Origin of the sequence: Streptomyces sp. JL2001 (assembly GCF_050917515.1) — a bacterium.
Lineage (GTDB): Bacteria > Actinomycetota > Actinomycetes > Streptomycetales > Streptomycetaceae > Streptomyces.
Window position 1 is genome coordinate 4,132,873 of sequence record NZ_CP169421.1, and the last position, 15,977, is coordinate 4,148,849.

The following is a 15,977-nucleotide window of genomic DNA, read 5'->3' on the forward strand; positions in this document are numbered from 1 at the left end:
CTCACAGGGCCATGCGCGCGATCGTGAGCGCGTACACCCCGTAGCAGAACGACAGCCCGGCCAGGGCGGCGATCACCACGATCGCGGCCCTCGGCCGGGCTTTCGTCATGGCCCCCGCCAGTGGGAGCAGCAGCGGGAACGCGGGCAGCAGGAAGCGCGGCTTGGACTCGAAGAAGCCGGAGCCGCCGACGGCGATGAGCACCAGCACGCCCGTGTAGACCAGCACTGGCAGCGGAGGCCGCTCGACCAGCGCGAGCAGCGCGAAGAGGAGCACCCCGGCCGCCGTCAGGACCAGGGCCGCCACGAACCCGAACTGGGTCGGCCCGCGCAGCAGGTCGCGGACGAAGCGCAGCGAACCGGCGCCCAGGTCGAAGCGGGAGGTCCAGCCGGACTGGACGGCGAAGTACCCGCCGAGCAGATCGCCCCGGCGGCCGCCGACCCACAGCAGGTACGAGAGCCAGCCGGCCGGAGCGAGGGCCGCCGCGGCCCATACCCGCCACACCACCCGGCCCCGCCGGCGCCAGAGCTCGTGGGCGACGGCGGCGAGGACGGCCGCCGCGACCGCGATCCCGCTGGGGCGGGAGAGCCCCGCCAGCGTCGCGAGGACGCCGGCCGCCAGCCAGCGGCGTGCCAGGAGCAGGTGCAGCGACCAGGCGGCGAAGGCGGTCATCACCGGCTCGGTGTACGCCATGGACAGCACGATCGAGTGCGGCAGCAGGCCCCAGAGCAGGACCAGGAACACGGCGGTGCGCCGCCCGTGGAGCCGTTCGCCGACCAGGTAGACGCCCCAGGCCGCGGCACCGGCCGCGAGCCACGAGAGCAGCAGTCCTGCGGTGCCGCCGGTGACCGGCAGGACGGTGGTCACGGCCCGGACCAGCGCCGGATAGAGCGGGAAGAAGGCAAGGTCGGACTGGGCGCCGCCGTCCGGCCAGTACAGCGTGCGGCCGTAGCCGTTCGCGGCGATCCGGATGTACCAGTCGGAGTCCCACGAGGTCGCGAGCAGCGCGCGCGGTGAGCGCCCGATGTGCCAGGACCACAGGGCGAGGACGAGCATCCCGGTCAGTCGCGCGGCGGCGAAGAGCCCGAGCGCGGGTGCGGCCCGGTACAGCGAGGTCCACCCGCGGGTCGCCCGCCGGGCGGAGGCGGACGACACCGCCCGGTCGAGGGTCTCGGCGAACAGGGTGCACCTCCGTGCGCACGGGATTCGGGTGGGCCCGATAAATCGGTCTACCCGACGATCCGTGCGGCGCCGTGGGGGCGCGCGAGGGGCACGGGCCCACCCGGGTGAAAACTCCCCGCCGCAGCCCATCCGGTGCCGTGCCCCGATCCCCGCCGGCCGGGCGCGCCGCCGCAAGCCGACGTCGTGGGCCGCTGCCCGCACCTCGACCTGCCGCCTCGTCCACGCCGCGACCAGGCATCCCCAGGACAGCGAGGAGCGGCCGTTCGGCGGACGGCCCGGCTTCCGGTGAGCGGAAGCCGGGGAGCGGCGTCCCCGATGCCCGTCCCGGCCCGGCCTCAGGCCGCGAGCGTCCTGAGCCGCGCCACCGCCTCCTCCAGGACGTCCGTCCGCTTGCAGAAGGCGAAGCGGACGAAGGGGGCGCCCGCGTCGCGGTGGTCGTAGAAGACCGCGTTCGGGATGGCGACGACGCCGGCGCGTTCCGGGAGGCCGCGGCAGAAGGCGAAGCCGTCTGACTCGCCCAGGGGGCGGATGTCGGTGGTGACGAAGTAGGTGCCGGCCGGGCGGTGGACCTCGAAGCCCGCGCGGGCCAGGCCGTCGCTCAGCAGGTCCCGCTTGGCGCGCAGGTCGGCGCGCAGGCCCTCGAAGTAGGTGTCGGGCAGCCGCAGCGCCTCGGCGATCGCGTACTGGAACGGTCCCGAGGCGACGTACGTGAGGAACTGCTTCGCGGACCGGACGGCGGCGGTGAGTTCGGGGCTCGCGGTGACCCAGCCGACCTTCCAGCCGGTGAAGGAGAAGGTCTTGCCGGCCGAGCCGATGGTGACCGTGCGGTCCCGCATGCCGGGCAGGGTCGCGATCGGGATGTGCTCGGCGTCGTCGAAGACCAGGTGCTCGTAGACCTCGTCGGTGACCACCAGCAGGTCCCGTTCGGTGGCCAGCTCGGCGACCGCGGTGAGCTCGTCCCGGGTGAGCACCGTGCCGGTCGGGTTGTGCGGCGTGTTGAGCAGGATGAGCCGCGTCCGGTCGGTGACGGCGGCCCGCAGCTCGTCGAGGTCCAGGACGTAGCGGCCCTCGGACGGCCGGAGCGTGACCGGTACGCGCGTGCCGCCCGCCATGGCGATGCAGGCGGCGTAGGAGTCGTAGTACGGCTCCAGGGCGATCACCTCGTCGCCCGGCTCGACCAGGGCGAGCAGCGCGGCGGCGATCGCCTCGGTCGCGCCGGCGGTGACCAGCACCTCCGCGTCGGGGTCGTGGGCGAGGCCGTAGCGCTTCAGCTGGTGGTCGGCGACGGCCTCGCGCAGCTCGGGGACGCCGGGACCGGGCGGGTACTGGTTGCCGTGCCCCTCGCGGAGGGCCCGGACCGCGGCCTCCCGGATCTCCTCGGGCCCGTCGGTGTCGGGGAATCCCTGGCCGAGGTTGATCGCCCCGGTCCGGGCGGCCAGTGCGGACATCTCGGCGAAGATCGTCGTCCCGAACTCGGCGAGCCGGCGATTGAGCAGCGGTCGGTTCATGGGCGCCATCCTGCGGCGAAGCTCTGGAGTTCCTCAAGTGGGCTTTGGCGGGGACGCGGCGAGGGGATCGCCGGGTCATGGAACTTCTGCTCTTCCTCGCGGGCCTCGCGCTCGTCATCGGATGTGTGGTGTGGATCGCCCGGCGTGGCCTGCGGAGCACGCGGCGGAAGGGCGGGGACAGCTGGTGGGCGGGCGCGGGGACGGCGTCCGCCGGTACCGCCCCGTCGTCGGGCTCGTCCTCGTCCCCCTCGTCCTCGTCTTCGTCGTTCTCCTGCTCGTCGTCCTCGTGTTCGAGCTCGTCGTGTTCGAGCTCCTCGTGTTCGTCGAGCTCCTGCTCCAGCTCGTCCTGCGGCAGCTGAAAGCTCTGCACTTCCTCAACTGCGGTTGAGGCCGGATCCGTGAGGGGCATCCCCCTCACACAGACCAACGGGGGTGACACGGATGGAAGTACTGCTCTTCGGATTTCTGATCCTGTTCGTGGTGATCGGCCTGGTGTTCTCGAAGGCGAGCCGTGCGAGCCGGCGGCGCAGGCGCAGCTGGTGGGCGGGCGGCGGCGGGGGCGGAGGCGGCAGCTCCTGTGCCGGCGGTTCGTCCTGCGGCTCGTCGTCCTGCGGGGGCAGCGGCTGCGGGGGCGGCTGCGGCGGGGGCAGCTGACGCGGGCCGCCGTCCGCGCGAAACCCGCGCTGTCCGGCCGGGCCCGGGTCCGGCCGGACAGTGCGTGGCGGAGGCCCGCGGTGGATTCCGATTGAACAAGTGAACGTTGGGGTCCCCGGGGGGATGGAAACCACGTCAAGTTGGGTAAAAACGCTGTGAGTCGCTCGAAGTCCGTGATTCCCTCGCTGTTGAGAACATCCAGCCCTCGGACCGTGTGTGGACCCGAGCCGGCGATCCCCCACTCCCGTTGAATCCCTCTCCGGGGCGCCCCCGGCCCACCCGTCAAACCGTGTTTGCGGAGCCGACCCATGCTCACGACCCTGAAGACCTCCTACACCGACACGCGTGCGGCCGATCTGGCCTGGGCCCTGGGGCGCGAGCCGCTGCCCGCACTCGCCGCGCTCGACCTCGAACTCGGCGCAGCCAAGCTCCAGTTGCGTCTGCTCGGCGCCTCCCACCAGGTGCTTCTGGAGGAGGAGGGCCGCAGCTGCTCCGAGACCGTCGCCTGCATGCCGGGCAGCAGCACGCCGCTGCCGCTGGGCGTCTCCAAGCGCGTCGGCGGCTGGGAGTACGAATTCGCCGCTCGCGTCGAGACGTTGTCGGACGGCTCGTTCGCCGGCCGTGCCCAGGAGCTGCTGGCGCTCGTCGCCGACCATCCCAACGGTCTCGCGGGGACGTTCCCCGGCTCCCCGTACGCCTTCACCGCGATGCTGGCGCAGCGCCACGAGGGGCAGGTGCGCTGGCGCACCTGGCACGCGTACCCGCAGGAGGGGCAGCTGGTGGTCACCCGGACGCGGATCGGCGTTCGTATGCCCGCCTCGCTGTGATGCGCCGCCCGAGCGACCCAGGTGCACTCGTGTGGGTGACAGGCGGCGAAAGTAGTGTGACGTAGCGTTACGAACATGATCGATTCGCCCGTGACCGTGCCACCCAAGCGGGTGACGCGGCTGCCCGTGAGGCCGAGCGCGGTGCGGTATCCGGTCCTCGCCGTGGTCTTCGTCTGCGCCGCCTGCGGTCTGGTCTACGAACTGGAACTGGTCGCGCTCGCCTCGTATCTGATCGGCGACTCGGTCACCCAGGCGTCCGTGGTGCTGTCCGTGATGGTCTTCGCCATGGGCGTCGGCTCGTTGCTGGCCAAGCGGCTGCGCTGCCACGCGGCGGTCGGCTTCGGCCTGGTGGAGGCCGGACTCGCCCTGATCGGCGGCTGTTCCGCGCTGGTGCTGTACGCGGCGTTCGCCTGGCTCGGCGAGTCGAGGTACGTCCTGGTGGCGTTCTCCCTCGCCATCGGCGTCCTCATCGGAGCCGAGATCCCGCTGCTGATGTCGCTCATCCAGCGTGCGGAGTCGGCGCGTTCGCCCGGCGTACGGGAGAAGGACGACGCGGCCGGGACGGTCGCCGACCTCTTCGCCGCGGACTACGTCGGCGCGCTGGTCGGCGGCCTCGCCTTCCCGTTCCTGCTGCTGCCCTGGCTCGGCCAGCTCACCGGCGCGCTCGTCACCGGCGCGGTGAACGCGGTGGCGGGCGCCGGGCTCGTGCTGTGGCTGTTCCGGCGGGATCTGACCGCCCGCGCCCGGACGTTGCTGATCGCGGTGAACGTGACCGTGCTCGCCGTCCTCGCCACCGCGACCGTCCTCGTCGACGACTTCGAGTCGGCGGCGCGGCGCGCGGTGTACGGCGACAGCGTGCGGGTCGCCGTGCACACCCGGCAGCAGGAGGTCGTGGTGACGGGGGAGCGGGGCAGGCCGCCGGACCTCTTCCTCGACGGCCGCCTGCGGGTCGCCGGGCAGGACGAGCACCGCTACCACGAGGCGCTGGTGCACCCCGCGATGAACGGAGCTCACGCGCGCGTGCTGATCGTCGGCGGCGGGGACGGCCTCGCCGCGCGGGAGGTGCTGCGCTATCCGGGCGTCGAGGCGGTCACCGTCGTCGAACTCGACCCCGGAGTCGTCGACCTCGCCCGGACCGACCCCGAGCTCGCCGCGCTCAACCGGCAGGCGTTCCGGGACCCGCGCGTCCAGGTGGCGTACGCCGACGCCTTCCGCTGGCTGCGCGGGGCGGGCGCGAGCCACCGGTACGACGTGGTGATCTCGGACCTGCCCGATCCGGGCATCACGTCCAGCACCAAGCTGTACTCCGAGGAGTTCTACGGCCTGGTCGCCCGGGCCCTCGCGGACGGCGGACGGGTGGTCGTGCACGCCGGCTCCGCCTCGGCCCGCCCGGGGACGTACTGGACGGTGGAGGCCACCCTGCGGTCCGCCGGCTTCGCCACGAGGCCCTACGGAGCGAGCGGCCGGGCCGCCGGATTCGCCGCGGGGCCCGACCGGGCCGAGCGGGCGAGCACCGGCGAGCGGGTCCCGCGGGACTGGGGATTCCTCCTGGCGGCCCCGGGGCGGAAGCCGCCCCCGCTGGGACTGGCCGCGGACGCGCCGGTGCTGCGGTCCCTCACGGCAGGACACCTGGTGACCGGCGCCCGGAGCACGGAGCGGACCCGGGACCCGGACGGTGCCGCGCTGCCGCCCTCGACGCTGGTGCACCCCCGCTACGGCGGCTGACGGATACCGGAGCGGGGCCGGGGCATACCTGCGACGGACACCGGAGCGGGGGCCGGGGCGCACAAACAGGCGACGTCGGCGCCGGTGCTGAGTAGGCTCGGCTTCCATGGAGCATGAGGTGTTCGTTCCGGTTCCGGCCGAGGTCCTGCGCGCGACGCTGACGGACCCCGCACGGGTGGCGCGCTGCGTCCCCGGCCTCCAGCAGGACGCGGACGCGGACGCGGGCCCGCTCTCGGGCCGGCTGAAGGTCCGGGTCGGCGGCAACACCATCACCTACCGCGGCGCTCTGCGGCTGAGGGAGCGCGACGGCGCCTTCGTGGCCGAGGGCGAGGGAGCGGAGGCCCGCGGCAAGGGCGCGGCGAAGCTGGTGCTGACGCTGGTGCTCACCCCGGTGGCCGAGGGCACGAAGCTGGCCTTCACCGGCACGCTCGCCGCCGAGGGGCGCCTCGCGGACCAGCCGGAGGAGGTCACGGCCTCGGCCGGCCGCCGTCTGATGGACCGTTTCGCCGAGTCCCTGGCTTCGGCTGCCGCCCGGACGGCCGAAGCCGGCGCCCTCGCGTCCCCGGACGCGGACGACGCCTCCGTGCCGGACGCCACCGCCGACGCCACCGCCGCCGGCACCATTGACGAGACCGCCGACGAGACGCCGGACGGGGCCCCGGAGAGCACTCCCGAGGACGGCGCCGCCGCGGTGGCGCCCGACGGCGAGGCGGACAGCGACAGCGACGGCGTCGACGACGGTGTCGAGGAACCCGGTCGTCCGTCCGTCTTCGACACTCCGGTCCCGCCGCCCTCGCTCGACCCCCGGCTCGACGAGGAGTTCGGCGAGACCCCGGTGGAGCTGCCCGCCGAAACCCCGGCCGTCGAGGCCGCGCACGCCCGTCGGACGATGATCGGACGGAGCGCCGAGGAGGTCGACCACGCGCCGCCGCGCGGCCGGTACGCCCCCGTGCCCGCCCCGGACTCCGGCGGCTCGGGAGCCACCCTGCGGTGGATCGCCCCCGCCGCCGCCCTCGCCCTCGCCTCCGCGGTCGTCGTCGGCCGTGCCCTGCGGCGCCGACGCTGACACCCCGTTAGGGTCGGGGGCGTGAGCGAGCAGACGCGACTGACGGCGGGCGACGCCGAGTTGACCATCAGCCCCGACAACGGCTGCCGGATCGAGAGCCTGCGCATCGGCGGCCACGAGCTGCTGCGTCAGGGCGAGCGGTACGGCTGCTTCCCCATGGTGCCCTGGTGCGGGCGCACGGCCGGCGGACGCTTCCGGAACGGCGGGACCACCCACCAGTTGCCCCTCAACGCGGCCCCGCACGCCATCCACGGCACCGGCCGCGACACCGCGTGGAAGACCGCCCGGGCCGGCGAGCGCGAGGCGGCCTTCACGTACGACCTCACCGAGCCCTGGCCGTACGCGGGACGCGTCACCCAGCTCGTCGAGCTGACCGAGGACGCGCTCACCCTCACCCTCGGCGTCGAGGCCACCGACGACTCCTTCCCGGCCCAGGCCGGCTGGCACCCCTGGTTCCGCCGGAACCTCGGCGACGGCGGCCAGGACGTGCGGGTCGACTTCACCGCCGACTGGCAGGAGGAGCGGGGCACGGACCACCTCCCGACCGGCCGCCGGATCGGCCCGACGCCCGGCCCGTGGGACGACTGCTTCGGCATGCCCGACGGTGTCGACGTCACGCTGACCTGGCCGGAGCAGCTGGAACTGAAGGTCACCAGCCGGGCCGCGTGGGTCGTCCTCTACGACGAGCAGCCGGAGGCGGTGTGCGTGGAACCGCAGTCCGGGCCGCCGAACGGACTCAACACCCTTCCGCGCCTGGTGACCCCCATCGATCCGCTGGAGATCGCGGCCACCTGGACTTGGCGGCGGCTCTGACGCGGCCCCGCCCTGCGGGCGGACGCCGCTGCCTTTCCGGACACGCCCTAACTTGATCTTTAACCTGTGCGGCGGGGCCGTGGGGTGGTCGATTTCTTCGCTCGCTGGTTGGCCGGCTGTGTGTTGCGGGGTGTGTGGACGTCGTGGCGTGGGGTGGGCCGGGTGTTTTTGCGGCCGGGTGGTCGTCCGGGTCCGGGGTGGGTGGGTTTCGGTGCTCTGGCCGGGCAGGCGGCTTGCGGGCGGATGTGCCGGAAGTCGCGGCGGACCCGTGCGGGGGTGAGTCTGTCCGCGGGAACGGGCCTTTCCCAGGGGCGGCGGCGGTCGGCCGCGAGCGGTCGGGCCAGTCGTAGTTGGGTGTAGGCGGCGAGGATCAGCCAGGTCCAGCGGTCCGCCGCCTCGGGGGTGCGGATCTTCGGGCAGGTCCAGCCGAGGGTCTGCTTGAACAGGCGGAAGGTGTGCTCGATGTCGAAACGCCGCAGGTATGCCTGCCAGAGACGGTCGGTGTCCGCTGCGTCTGCGTCGGTTCCCGACCACCACAGCCAGACCGGCTTCGGGGTGGCGCCGCTGGGCAGATGCTGGATGTCCAGACGGATCACCGTCCCTTCGACGATCGGGAGGGTGCCGTCGGCCGCGGCCCAGGACGAGCGGTGGGTGAGCTTGGGGTGGAGCCGGTTCCAGGAGCGTGCGAGGGCGGTGCCGTAGAGGCGTGTGTCGGTGACGGTGTCGGTGTCCGGGGTGCCCCAGGTGTCGGGCTGTCCGAAGACGAACTCGCCTCCGTGCCGGGGCGGCCGGCCCCTGGTGTGAGGCTGCCGGGGCGGTGCCGGGCGACGCAGGACACGGTCCGAGCGCATCCGGGCCAGCACCTGCACCGGCAGATCCTTGAGGAGGAAGGCGAGGCGGGGTGCGTCGTATCCGGCGTCCGCGATGATGAGGACGTCCGGGTCCCCGGCCTGCCACTGGCCTGCGGTGATGAGCCGCTCGACCAGGTCGCGCAGCTGTCGGGCGGTGACGGTGGCGGTGTCGTCCCCGGGCGCCAGACGCAACGCGTCGAGCGGCGCGGTCCATGAACTTCGGCCGGGTTCCAGTGCGCAGACGATCGAGTAGGGCCAGCCGGGAACGGGGATGTGCTGGTCCTTGCCGCGGCCGTAGGTGTGGCAGAGGATCCGCTGCGGTGAGGTGTGGGCGTCCGGCCGCAGCCAGCAGGTGACGTCGACGGCCAGGACGATTCGGCCGTCGACTGCTCGTGGCAGCGGCACCGAAGCCAGGGTGTGTCGCATCCGGTCGGCGTCGATGCGGCCCTGGGCGAGGGCGGCGTAGAGCCCTCCGTGCCCGCGTCGGTGTTCGCCCACCAGCGACAGTTCGGCCAGTGATCTCACCGGCCCGTCCCCGCACAGAACTGCATCCGTCAGCTCGAACAGAGCGTCCGAACGGGAGGTGAGACAGGAGTAGAACTCGCCCCGGAAGCGTGACAGATCCGCCAACGGCTCTCGCCGGGCATCGTGATGCTGCAGACTCATCCTCACGGCCTTCGTGCTGGACGTGTGTGTTCCTTGGTCGGAGCACATGTTCAGACGAAGGCCGCTTCCGTGTACGGCGGTTACCGAACCGAGTGATCAAGTACGACCCACCGTTCGACAACGCACGTTAAAGATCAAGCTAAGGGCTGTCCCGTAATCCGCGGTGGGTCGGTGCACGGCGTCGGATGCGGTGCATCGCAAGGCGGAGGGTCGTCCTCATACTGGGCGTATTCGGGCGATCCGACAACGCCGCGAGGTGCCGTAGCCGGCGTCGTGCGCCCGCCGCGGATTACGGGACAGCCCTTAAGCTGCTGACCATGACTGACGTACGCGCTGAGCTGCTCCAGCAGATCAAGGACAAGGCCGTGGTGCACGGCAAGGTGACCCTCTCGTCGGGTCTGGAAGCCGACTACTACATCGACCTGCGCCGGATCACGCTGGACGGCGAGGCCGCGCCGCTCGTCGGTCAGGTCATGCTGGACCTGACCGCCGACCTGGACTTCGACTGCGTGGGCGGCCTCACTCTGGGCGCCGACCCGGTCGCGACGTCGATGCTGCACGCCTCCGCCGCCCGTGGGCAGCGGCTGGACGCCTTCGTCGTCCGCAAGGCGCAGAAGGCGCACGGCATGCAGCGCCGTATCGAGGGCACGGACGTCAAGGGCAAGCGCTGCCTCGTCGTCGAGGACACCTCGACCACCGGTGGCTCGCCGCTGACGGCCGTCGAGGCGGTGCGCGAGGCGGGTGGCGAGGTCGTGGCCGTCGCGACGATCGTGGACCGCGGTGCGGCCGACGCGATCGCCGGCGCGGGGCTGGCCTACCTCACCGGCTACCAGCTGGCGGACCTGGATCTGGCCTGACCGACGCGAAGTCGTGACTTAGGGGCCACGGCACCGGCCGAGCGGTTCTGACCTGCGGCTTTCAGGAGGGGCGGAGTGTTTCACGTGAAACGCTCCGCCCCTTCGTCATGGTGTCCGTACAAGAGTCTGGAAAGATGGGCCCCGACGATGACGTCGCCCCAGGTCAGGGTCAAGCAACGCACATACCGCACATCACAAGGAGCGGACGAATGCCCATCGCAACCCCCGAGGTCTACAACGAGATGCTCGACCGGGCGAAGGCAGGCAAGTTCGCCTACCCGGCCATCAACGTGACTTCGTCCCAGACCCTGCACGCCGCGCTGCGCGGCTTCGCGGAGGCCGAGAGCGACGGCATCATCCAGATCTCGACCGGTGGAGCCGAGTTCCTGGGCGGCCAGCACAACAAGGACATGGTCACGGGCGCCGTTGCCCTGGCCGAGTTCGCGCACATCGTCGCCGCGAAGTACGACATCACGGTGGCTCTGCACACCGACCACTGCCCGAAGGACAAGCTGGACGGCTACGTCCGTCCGCTGCTCGACATCTCCGCCGAGCGCGTCAAGGCCGGCCGCAACCCGCTGTTCCAGTCCCACATGTGGGACGGCTCCGCCGAGACCCTCGCGGACAACCTGGCCATCGGCCAGGAGCTGCTCGCCAAGGCCGTCGCTGCGAAGATCATCCTCGAGGTCGAGATCACCCCGACCGGTGGCGAGGAGGACGGCGTCACGCACGAGATCAACGACGAGCTGTACACCACGGTCGACGACGCGATCCGCACCGCCGAGGCCCTGGGCCTGGGCGAGAAGGGCCGCTACCTGCTCGCCGCCTCCTTCGGCAACGTGCACGGCGTCTACAAGCCGGGCAACGTCGTGCTCCGCCCCGAGCTGCTCAAGGACCTGCAGGCGGGCGTCGCCGAGAAGTACGGCAAGGCCTCCCCGTTCGACTTCGTCTTCCACGGCGGCTCCGGCTCCACCGCCGAGGAGATCGCCACCGCGCTGGAGAACGGCGTCGTGAAGATGAACCTGGACACCGACACCCAGTACGCCTTCACGCGTCCGGTCGCGGACCACATGTTCAAGAACTACGACGGCGTCCTGAAGGTCGACGGCGAGGTCGGCAAGAAGTCGACCTACGACCCGCGCACCTGGGGCAAGCTGGCCGAGGCGGGCATGGCCCAGCGCGTGACCGAGGCGTGCGCTGCGCTGCGCTCGACCGGCACGAAGATCAAGTAGTTCGGGGCTCCGTTCCGAAACCGTGTCCCGGGGGCCCGGCGCGACCGCTTCGGCGGCCGTGCCGGGCCCTCGGCATGTGAAGGGCTGCGCGTGACGACGTACGCATACGACTTCGACCGGGTGATCGACCGCCGTGGCACCTGGTCGGTCCAGTGGGACGGCATAGCGGACCGCTTCGGCGTCGGCGACCTGCTCCCGTTCACGATCTCCGACATGGACTTCGCCTCCCCGCCGGAAGTCCTGGCCGCGCTGCGCGAGCGCGTGGAGCACGGCGTGTTCGGCTACACCGACTGGCGGCTCGGGGAGTTCCGGGAGGCGGTCCGCCACTGGTACGCGAGCCGGTACGCGACCGAGCTCGACGTCGAGACGCTGGTCTACGCGCCCTCCGTACTGAACCAGCTCTCCCAGCTGCTCCGGATGTGGACCGAGCCGGGCGATGGGGTCGTCGTGCACACCCCGACGTACGACGGGTTCCGAAAGGCCGTCACCGGGCTCGGGCGGGAGCTGCGGGGCGTGCCGATCGGGGACACCGAGGCCCTGGAGCGGGAGCTGGCGCGCCCGGACACGCGGATGCTGCTGCTCTGCTCGCCCCACAACCCGACCGGGCGGGTGTGGCGGGAGCACGAGCTGGCGCACTTCGCGCGACTCGCCGAGCGGCACGGCGTGGCCGTCGTGAGCGACGAGATCCACGCGGACATGGTCGCGGACGGCCACCGGCACCTGCCCTGGACCCGGTTCGCCACCGCGGGGCGCGGCCGGCGGTGGGCGGTGGTCACCTCGGGAACGAAGTCCTTCAACTTCCCGGCGCTGAGCGGCTCGTACGGGATCATCGGCGACCCCGACGAGCGCCTGGCGTTCATCCGGCGCATGGAGACCGGGGAGGGGCTCGCGTCCCCGGCGGTGCTCTCGCTGACCGCCCACATCGCCGCGTACCGGCAGGGCGGAGTGTGGCTCGACGACCTGCGGTCCTATGTGGCCGGCACGATGCGCATGCTCGCGGAGCGCCTGCGGGAGGGGCTTCCGGAAGTGGAGTGGACGCCCCCGGAGGCGGGCTATCTGGCCTGGGTCGACCTGCGCCCCCTCGGTGTCGACGACAGCGCGCTCCAGCGGGAGCTGGTGGAGACCGAAAAGGTCGCGATCATGCCGGGCGGGGTGTACGGGACGCCGGGGTTCGTCCGGCTGAACGTGGGCTGCCCGCGCGAGAAGGCGGAGCGGGGCGTGGACGCCCTGGTGCGGGCGGCGACGAGGCTGCGGACCGGCTGAGCGGAGCGTCCTCCGGCCCGGCGGGACGAGGCGCCCCGCCGCGCCGGGGACGCCGGGCGGACCCCCTCCCGCGGTGGCGGCCCGTCCCGCGGCCGTACCCCGGTCGGCAGGCGTGGGCGGCGCGATCGCGGGACGATGCAAAGCATGGACATCAGGCTCGCCACGGGAACGGGACGGTGGATCGTCTTCACGACCGTGCTGGGGTCCGGGATGGCACTGCTCGACTCCACCGTGGTCAACGTGGCCCTGCCCCACATCGGCGAGGACCTGGGAGCCGACCTGGCGGACCTGCAGTGGACCGTCAACGCCTACATGCTCACCCTGGCCGGGCTGATCCTGCTCGGCGGAGCGCTGGGGGACCGCTACGGACGGCGGAAGGTGTTCGTCGTCGGCGTGGTGTGGTTCGCGCTGGCCTCGCTGCTGTGCGGGCTCGCCCCGAACGCGGGCGTGCTGATCGCGGCCCGGGCCCTCCAGGGCGTCGGCGGAGCGCTGCTGACACCGGGGTCGCTCGCGCTGATCCAGGCCAGCTTCCATCCCGACGACCGGGCCCGGGCGGTCGGCCTCTGGTCCGGCTTCGGCGGCGTGGGCGCGGCGATCGGCCCCTTCGTCGGCGGCTGGCTGGTCGACGGACCCGGCTGGCGCTGGGTGTTCCTCCTGAACGTGCCCCTGGCCGCGCTGTGCGTACCGGTCGCGCTGCGGCACGTCCCCGAATCGCGGGACGAGAGCGCGCACGGCCGCTTCGACGTCCTCGGGGCCGTCCTGGGCGCCTCGGGCCTGGCGCTGGTCACCTACGCGCTGATCGGCGCGGCGTGGTGGCCGGCCGTCGCGGGGGTGGCGGTGGGCGCCCTCTTCGTCCTCGTGGAACGCCGGCGGGGCGAGGAGGCGATGGCGCCTCCGTCGATCTTCGCGTCCCGGCTGTTCACGTCGGTCAACCTGGTGACGCTCTGCGTGTACGCGGCGTTCGGCGGCTTCTTCTTCCTGGCCGCGCTCCAGCTCCAGGTGGTGTCCGGCTACTCGGCGCTCGGGGCCGGGACGGCGCTGCTGCCCACGACGGTGCTGATGCTGCTGCTCTCCGCGCGGTCGGGCGAGCTGGGGGAGCGGATCGGGCCCCGGATCCCGCTGACTGTGGGGCCGCTGCTGTGCGCGGCGGGGATGCTGCTGATGCTGCGGGTGGGCGAGGACCCCTCGTACGTCCTGGACGTGCTGCCCGCGCTGCTGGTCCTCGGCCTGGGGATGACCACGCTGGTGGCGCCGCTGACCGCGACCGTGCTGGCGTCGGTGGACGTGGGCCGGGCGGGTCTGGCGAGTGGGATCAACAACGCGGCGGCGCGGGCGGCGGGTCTCATCGCGGTGGCGGCGCTGCCGCTGCTGGCGGGGATGGGCCCCGAGGCGTACAAATCGGCGGCCGAGTTCGGGGAGACGTTCCGGCGGGCGATGCCGATGTGTGCGGCGGTGCTGGTGGCGGGAGCGGTGCTGGCCTGGACGCTGGTCCGCTCGCCGGAGCGCGCGGAGGAGGCGCGCTGCCACCCCGAGTGCAAGGTCCACTGCGGGGTGACCTCTCCGCCGCTGGATCCGGGCGCCCGGGGGGAGACCGCTCCGCCCTCCGCTCCGGAGGAACGCGAACGCGGGGAAACGTGACATCCCCCCGGGTCCGGCGGGGAGACGTGACACCCGCCCGGGTCCGGCGGGGCCCGCGCGGCGTCCGGCGGACATGCCGGCACGGCGCTGCGGCAGACTGGGGCCATGGCCATCCACGAGAACCTGCTGGGGGGACCGCCCCCCACCCACCTGCCCGACGATCCCGAGCCGCGCGAGCTGCTCGCGAACGGCGTGGCGCCGGCGGACGTCGCCGCGAAGTACCCGACCTCCTCGCTGGCCTGGGCCCAGCTCGCCGACGAGGCGTACGAGGGCGGCCGGGTCGTCGAGTCGTACGCCTACGCCCGCACCGGCTACCACCGGGGCCTGGACGCGCTGCGCCGCAGCGGCTGGAAGGGCCACGGCCCGGTGCCGTGGGAGCACGAGCCGAACCGGGGCTTCCTGCGGGCGCTGCACGCGCTGGCGCGCGCGGCCGGCGACATCGGTGAGAAGGACGAGTACGAGCGCTGCTCGACCTTCCTGCGCGACTCCTCCCAGACGGCGGCCGACACCCTCGGCTGACGTCCCATCCCACCCCGGGGTCGCTGTCCGTCCCCGGGGTGACACGCCCTGTTCACCTGCGCAGGAACAGATCGGGCCGGAGTCCGGGAGTCGTTCGAAGCCGTTCGAAGAGGCGGTTACGATCCTCCGGACCGCAGTAACGAGCGCCGGCCCGGAGGCCCCACCTCTCCCCGCACCGGCCCACGCAGGGGGAGTCCGATCTTGGGTAAGCGTGCCGCCGTCCCCGCCGGACGGCGACGAACACCGAAGCGCGGCCGCAAACGCTCCCGGCGGGGTGCCGTGGCCCGGCTCGCGCTGCCGGCCCTCGCACTGGCGGCGGTCTCGCTCGGCGGCGGCGCGGCACTCGCGCACTACCGCGGGGACACCGGCCAGGGCCCGGTCACCGCGGCGGAGGCACCGGCCCCCGTGCCCGACCCGACGACGGCGACCCCGAGCCCCCGGGCCACCACGCGCGCCGCGACGCCGAAGGCGACCGTGAAGCCGACGCCGAAGCCCACACCGAAGAAGAAGACGGGCGTGCCCGCCTCGGGCGCCGGTACCTTCAGCACCGCCCGGTCCTCGGGCGAGGCCGTCGGCACCGGGGGCTCGCTGCGCCGCTACCGCGTCCAGGTCGAGGACGGCATCGACCTCTCCGCCCGCGACGCGGCCGCCGAGATCCAGCAGATCCTGGCCCATCCGCGCGGCTGGGCGGCCCACGGCCGGGGCCGCTTCCAGCTGGTCGACGAGAACGAGGACTTCGTCATCCGGATCGCCACGCCCGCCACCGCCGACCGGCTCTGCCTCGCCGGCGGGCTGAACACCCACGGCGAGCTGAACTGCGAGACGACCACGGGTGTCGTGGTGAACCTCCGGCGCTGGATGCTGGGCTCGCCGACCTTCGCCGGGACGCCCGCGGAGTACCGCCACCTGATCATCAACCACGAGGTCGGCCACGAGATCGGCATCCGGCAGCACATGGGCTGCCCCGGTGCCGGGAAGCTCGCTCCGGTGATGATGCAGCAGATCAAGGGCCTGAAAGGCTGTCGATCGAACGCGTATCCGTATGACGAAGACGGGAGCTACATCACCGGGCCGATCGTGTCATGATGCGCGTGGGACCGCGTGCGACGAGGCACACGGCCCGAGGGGACCGGGGCTCCACTTGCCAATCGGAAGGAGCGGACCGCTACCCGGTAGTT

15 protein-coding genes are annotated in these 15,977 nt (G+C 72.8%); 12 read left to right on the top strand and 3 right to left on the bottom strand.

What is annotated here, in order from left to right; genetic code table 11:
• Position 1 precedes the first annotated feature (1 nt).
• On the bottom strand, positions 2-1,153 hold the full coding sequence (locus tag ACE1OA_RS18465; RefSeq protein ID WP_384871462.1) for a hypothetical protein: 1,152 nt from the start codon (positions 1,151-1,153) through the stop codon (positions 2-4).
• Between the two features lie 362 nt (positions 1,154-1,515).
• Complete coding sequence (locus ACE1OA_RS18470) at positions 1,516-2,697, bottom strand: pyridoxal phosphate-dependent aminotransferase (RefSeq protein ID WP_386542627.1); 1,182 nt, start codon at positions 2,695-2,697, stop codon at positions 1,516-1,518.
• Positions 2,698-2,818: 121 nt separating this feature from the next.
• Here ACE1OA_RS18470 and ACE1OA_RS18475 point away from each other — a divergent pair, with 121 nt between their 5' ends.
• From ACE1OA_RS18475 to ACE1OA_RS18500, 6 genes are all read left to right on the top strand, one after another.
• A complete protein-coding gene (locus tag ACE1OA_RS18475; RefSeq protein WP_386542628.1) occupies positions 2,819-3,076 on the top strand; it encodes a hypothetical protein in 258 nt (85 codons plus the stop codon).
• Positions 3,077-3,129: 53 nt separating this feature from the next.
• A complete protein-coding gene (locus ACE1OA_RS18480) occupies positions 3,130-3,342 on the top strand; it encodes a hypothetical protein (protein WP_356776189.1) in 213 nt (70 codons plus the stop codon).
• Between the two features lie 308 nt (positions 3,343-3,650).
• Positions 3,651-4,169 carry a DUF2617 family protein gene (locus ACE1OA_RS18485; protein WP_356603528.1) on the top strand — a complete coding sequence of 173 codons (519 nt, stop codon included), beginning with the start codon at positions 3,651-3,653 and terminating at the stop codon, positions 4,167-4,169.
• A 75-nt stretch (positions 4,170-4,244) separates the two neighbouring features.
• Entirely contained in the window at positions 4,245-5,894 is a 1,650-nt protein-coding gene (locus tag ACE1OA_RS18490) for a polyamine aminopropyltransferase (protein ID WP_356603530.1), read from the top strand.
• Between the two features lie 106 nt (positions 5,895-6,000).
• Positions 6,001-6,960 carry an SRPBCC family protein gene (locus ACE1OA_RS18495; protein WP_384871449.1) on the top strand — a complete coding sequence of 320 codons (960 nt, stop codon included), beginning with the start codon at positions 6,001-6,003 and terminating at the stop codon, positions 6,958-6,960.
• Between the two features lie 21 nt (positions 6,961-6,981).
• Positions 6,982-7,773, top strand: a complete 792-nt coding sequence (locus ACE1OA_RS18500; RefSeq protein ID WP_432753084.1) for an aldose 1-epimerase — start codon at positions 6,982-6,984, stop codon at positions 7,771-7,773.
• 59 nt (positions 7,774-7,832) lie between these two features.
• Here the strand turns inward: ACE1OA_RS18500 and ACE1OA_RS18505 are convergent, their stop codons facing one another.
• On the bottom strand, positions 7,833-9,290 hold the full coding sequence (locus ACE1OA_RS18505; RefSeq protein ID WP_432752769.1) for an NF041680 family putative transposase: 1,458 nt from the start codon (positions 9,288-9,290) through the stop codon (positions 7,833-7,835).
• Between the two features lie 317 nt (positions 9,291-9,607).
• Between ACE1OA_RS18505 and pyrE the strand changes: the two genes are divergently transcribed.
• The 6 genes from pyrE (at position 9,608) to ACE1OA_RS18535 (ending at position 15,885) form a co-directional block, all read left to right on the top strand.
• Positions 9,608-10,147, top strand: coding sequence for an orotate phosphoribosyltransferase (pyrE, locus tag ACE1OA_RS18510; protein WP_356603536.1), 540 nt, complete (start codon positions 9,608-9,610; stop codon positions 10,145-10,147).
• Positions 10,148-10,356: 209 nt separating this feature from the next.
• Positions 10,357-11,379, top strand: a complete 1,023-nt coding sequence (gene fbaA, locus ACE1OA_RS18515; RefSeq protein WP_147978901.1) for a class II fructose-bisphosphate aldolase — start codon at positions 10,357-10,359, stop codon at positions 11,377-11,379.
• Between the two features lie 90 nt (positions 11,380-11,469).
• The gene (locus ACE1OA_RS18520) at positions 11,470-12,642 is read left to right on the top strand and encodes a MalY/PatB family protein (RefSeq protein WP_432753085.1); all 1,173 of its coding nucleotides are present in this window, start codon (positions 11,470-11,472) and stop codon (positions 12,640-12,642) included.
• Between the two features lie 144 nt (positions 12,643-12,786).
• Complete coding sequence (locus ACE1OA_RS18525; RefSeq protein WP_432753086.1) at positions 12,787-14,280, top strand: MFS transporter; 1,494 nt, start codon at positions 12,787-12,789, stop codon at positions 14,278-14,280.
• 105 nt (positions 14,281-14,385) lie between these two features.
• Positions 14,386-14,799 carry a DUF3151 domain-containing protein gene (locus ACE1OA_RS18530; protein WP_147978903.1) on the top strand — a complete coding sequence of 138 codons (414 nt, stop codon included), beginning with the start codon at positions 14,386-14,388 and terminating at the stop codon, positions 14,797-14,799.
• Positions 14,800-15,000: 201 nt separating this feature from the next.
• Positions 15,001-15,885 (top strand): DUF3152 domain-containing protein, encoded by an 885-nt coding sequence (locus ACE1OA_RS18535; RefSeq protein ID WP_356776201.1) that lies wholly within the window; start codon positions 15,001-15,003, stop codon positions 15,883-15,885.
• Positions 15,886-15,977 lie beyond the last annotated feature (92 nt).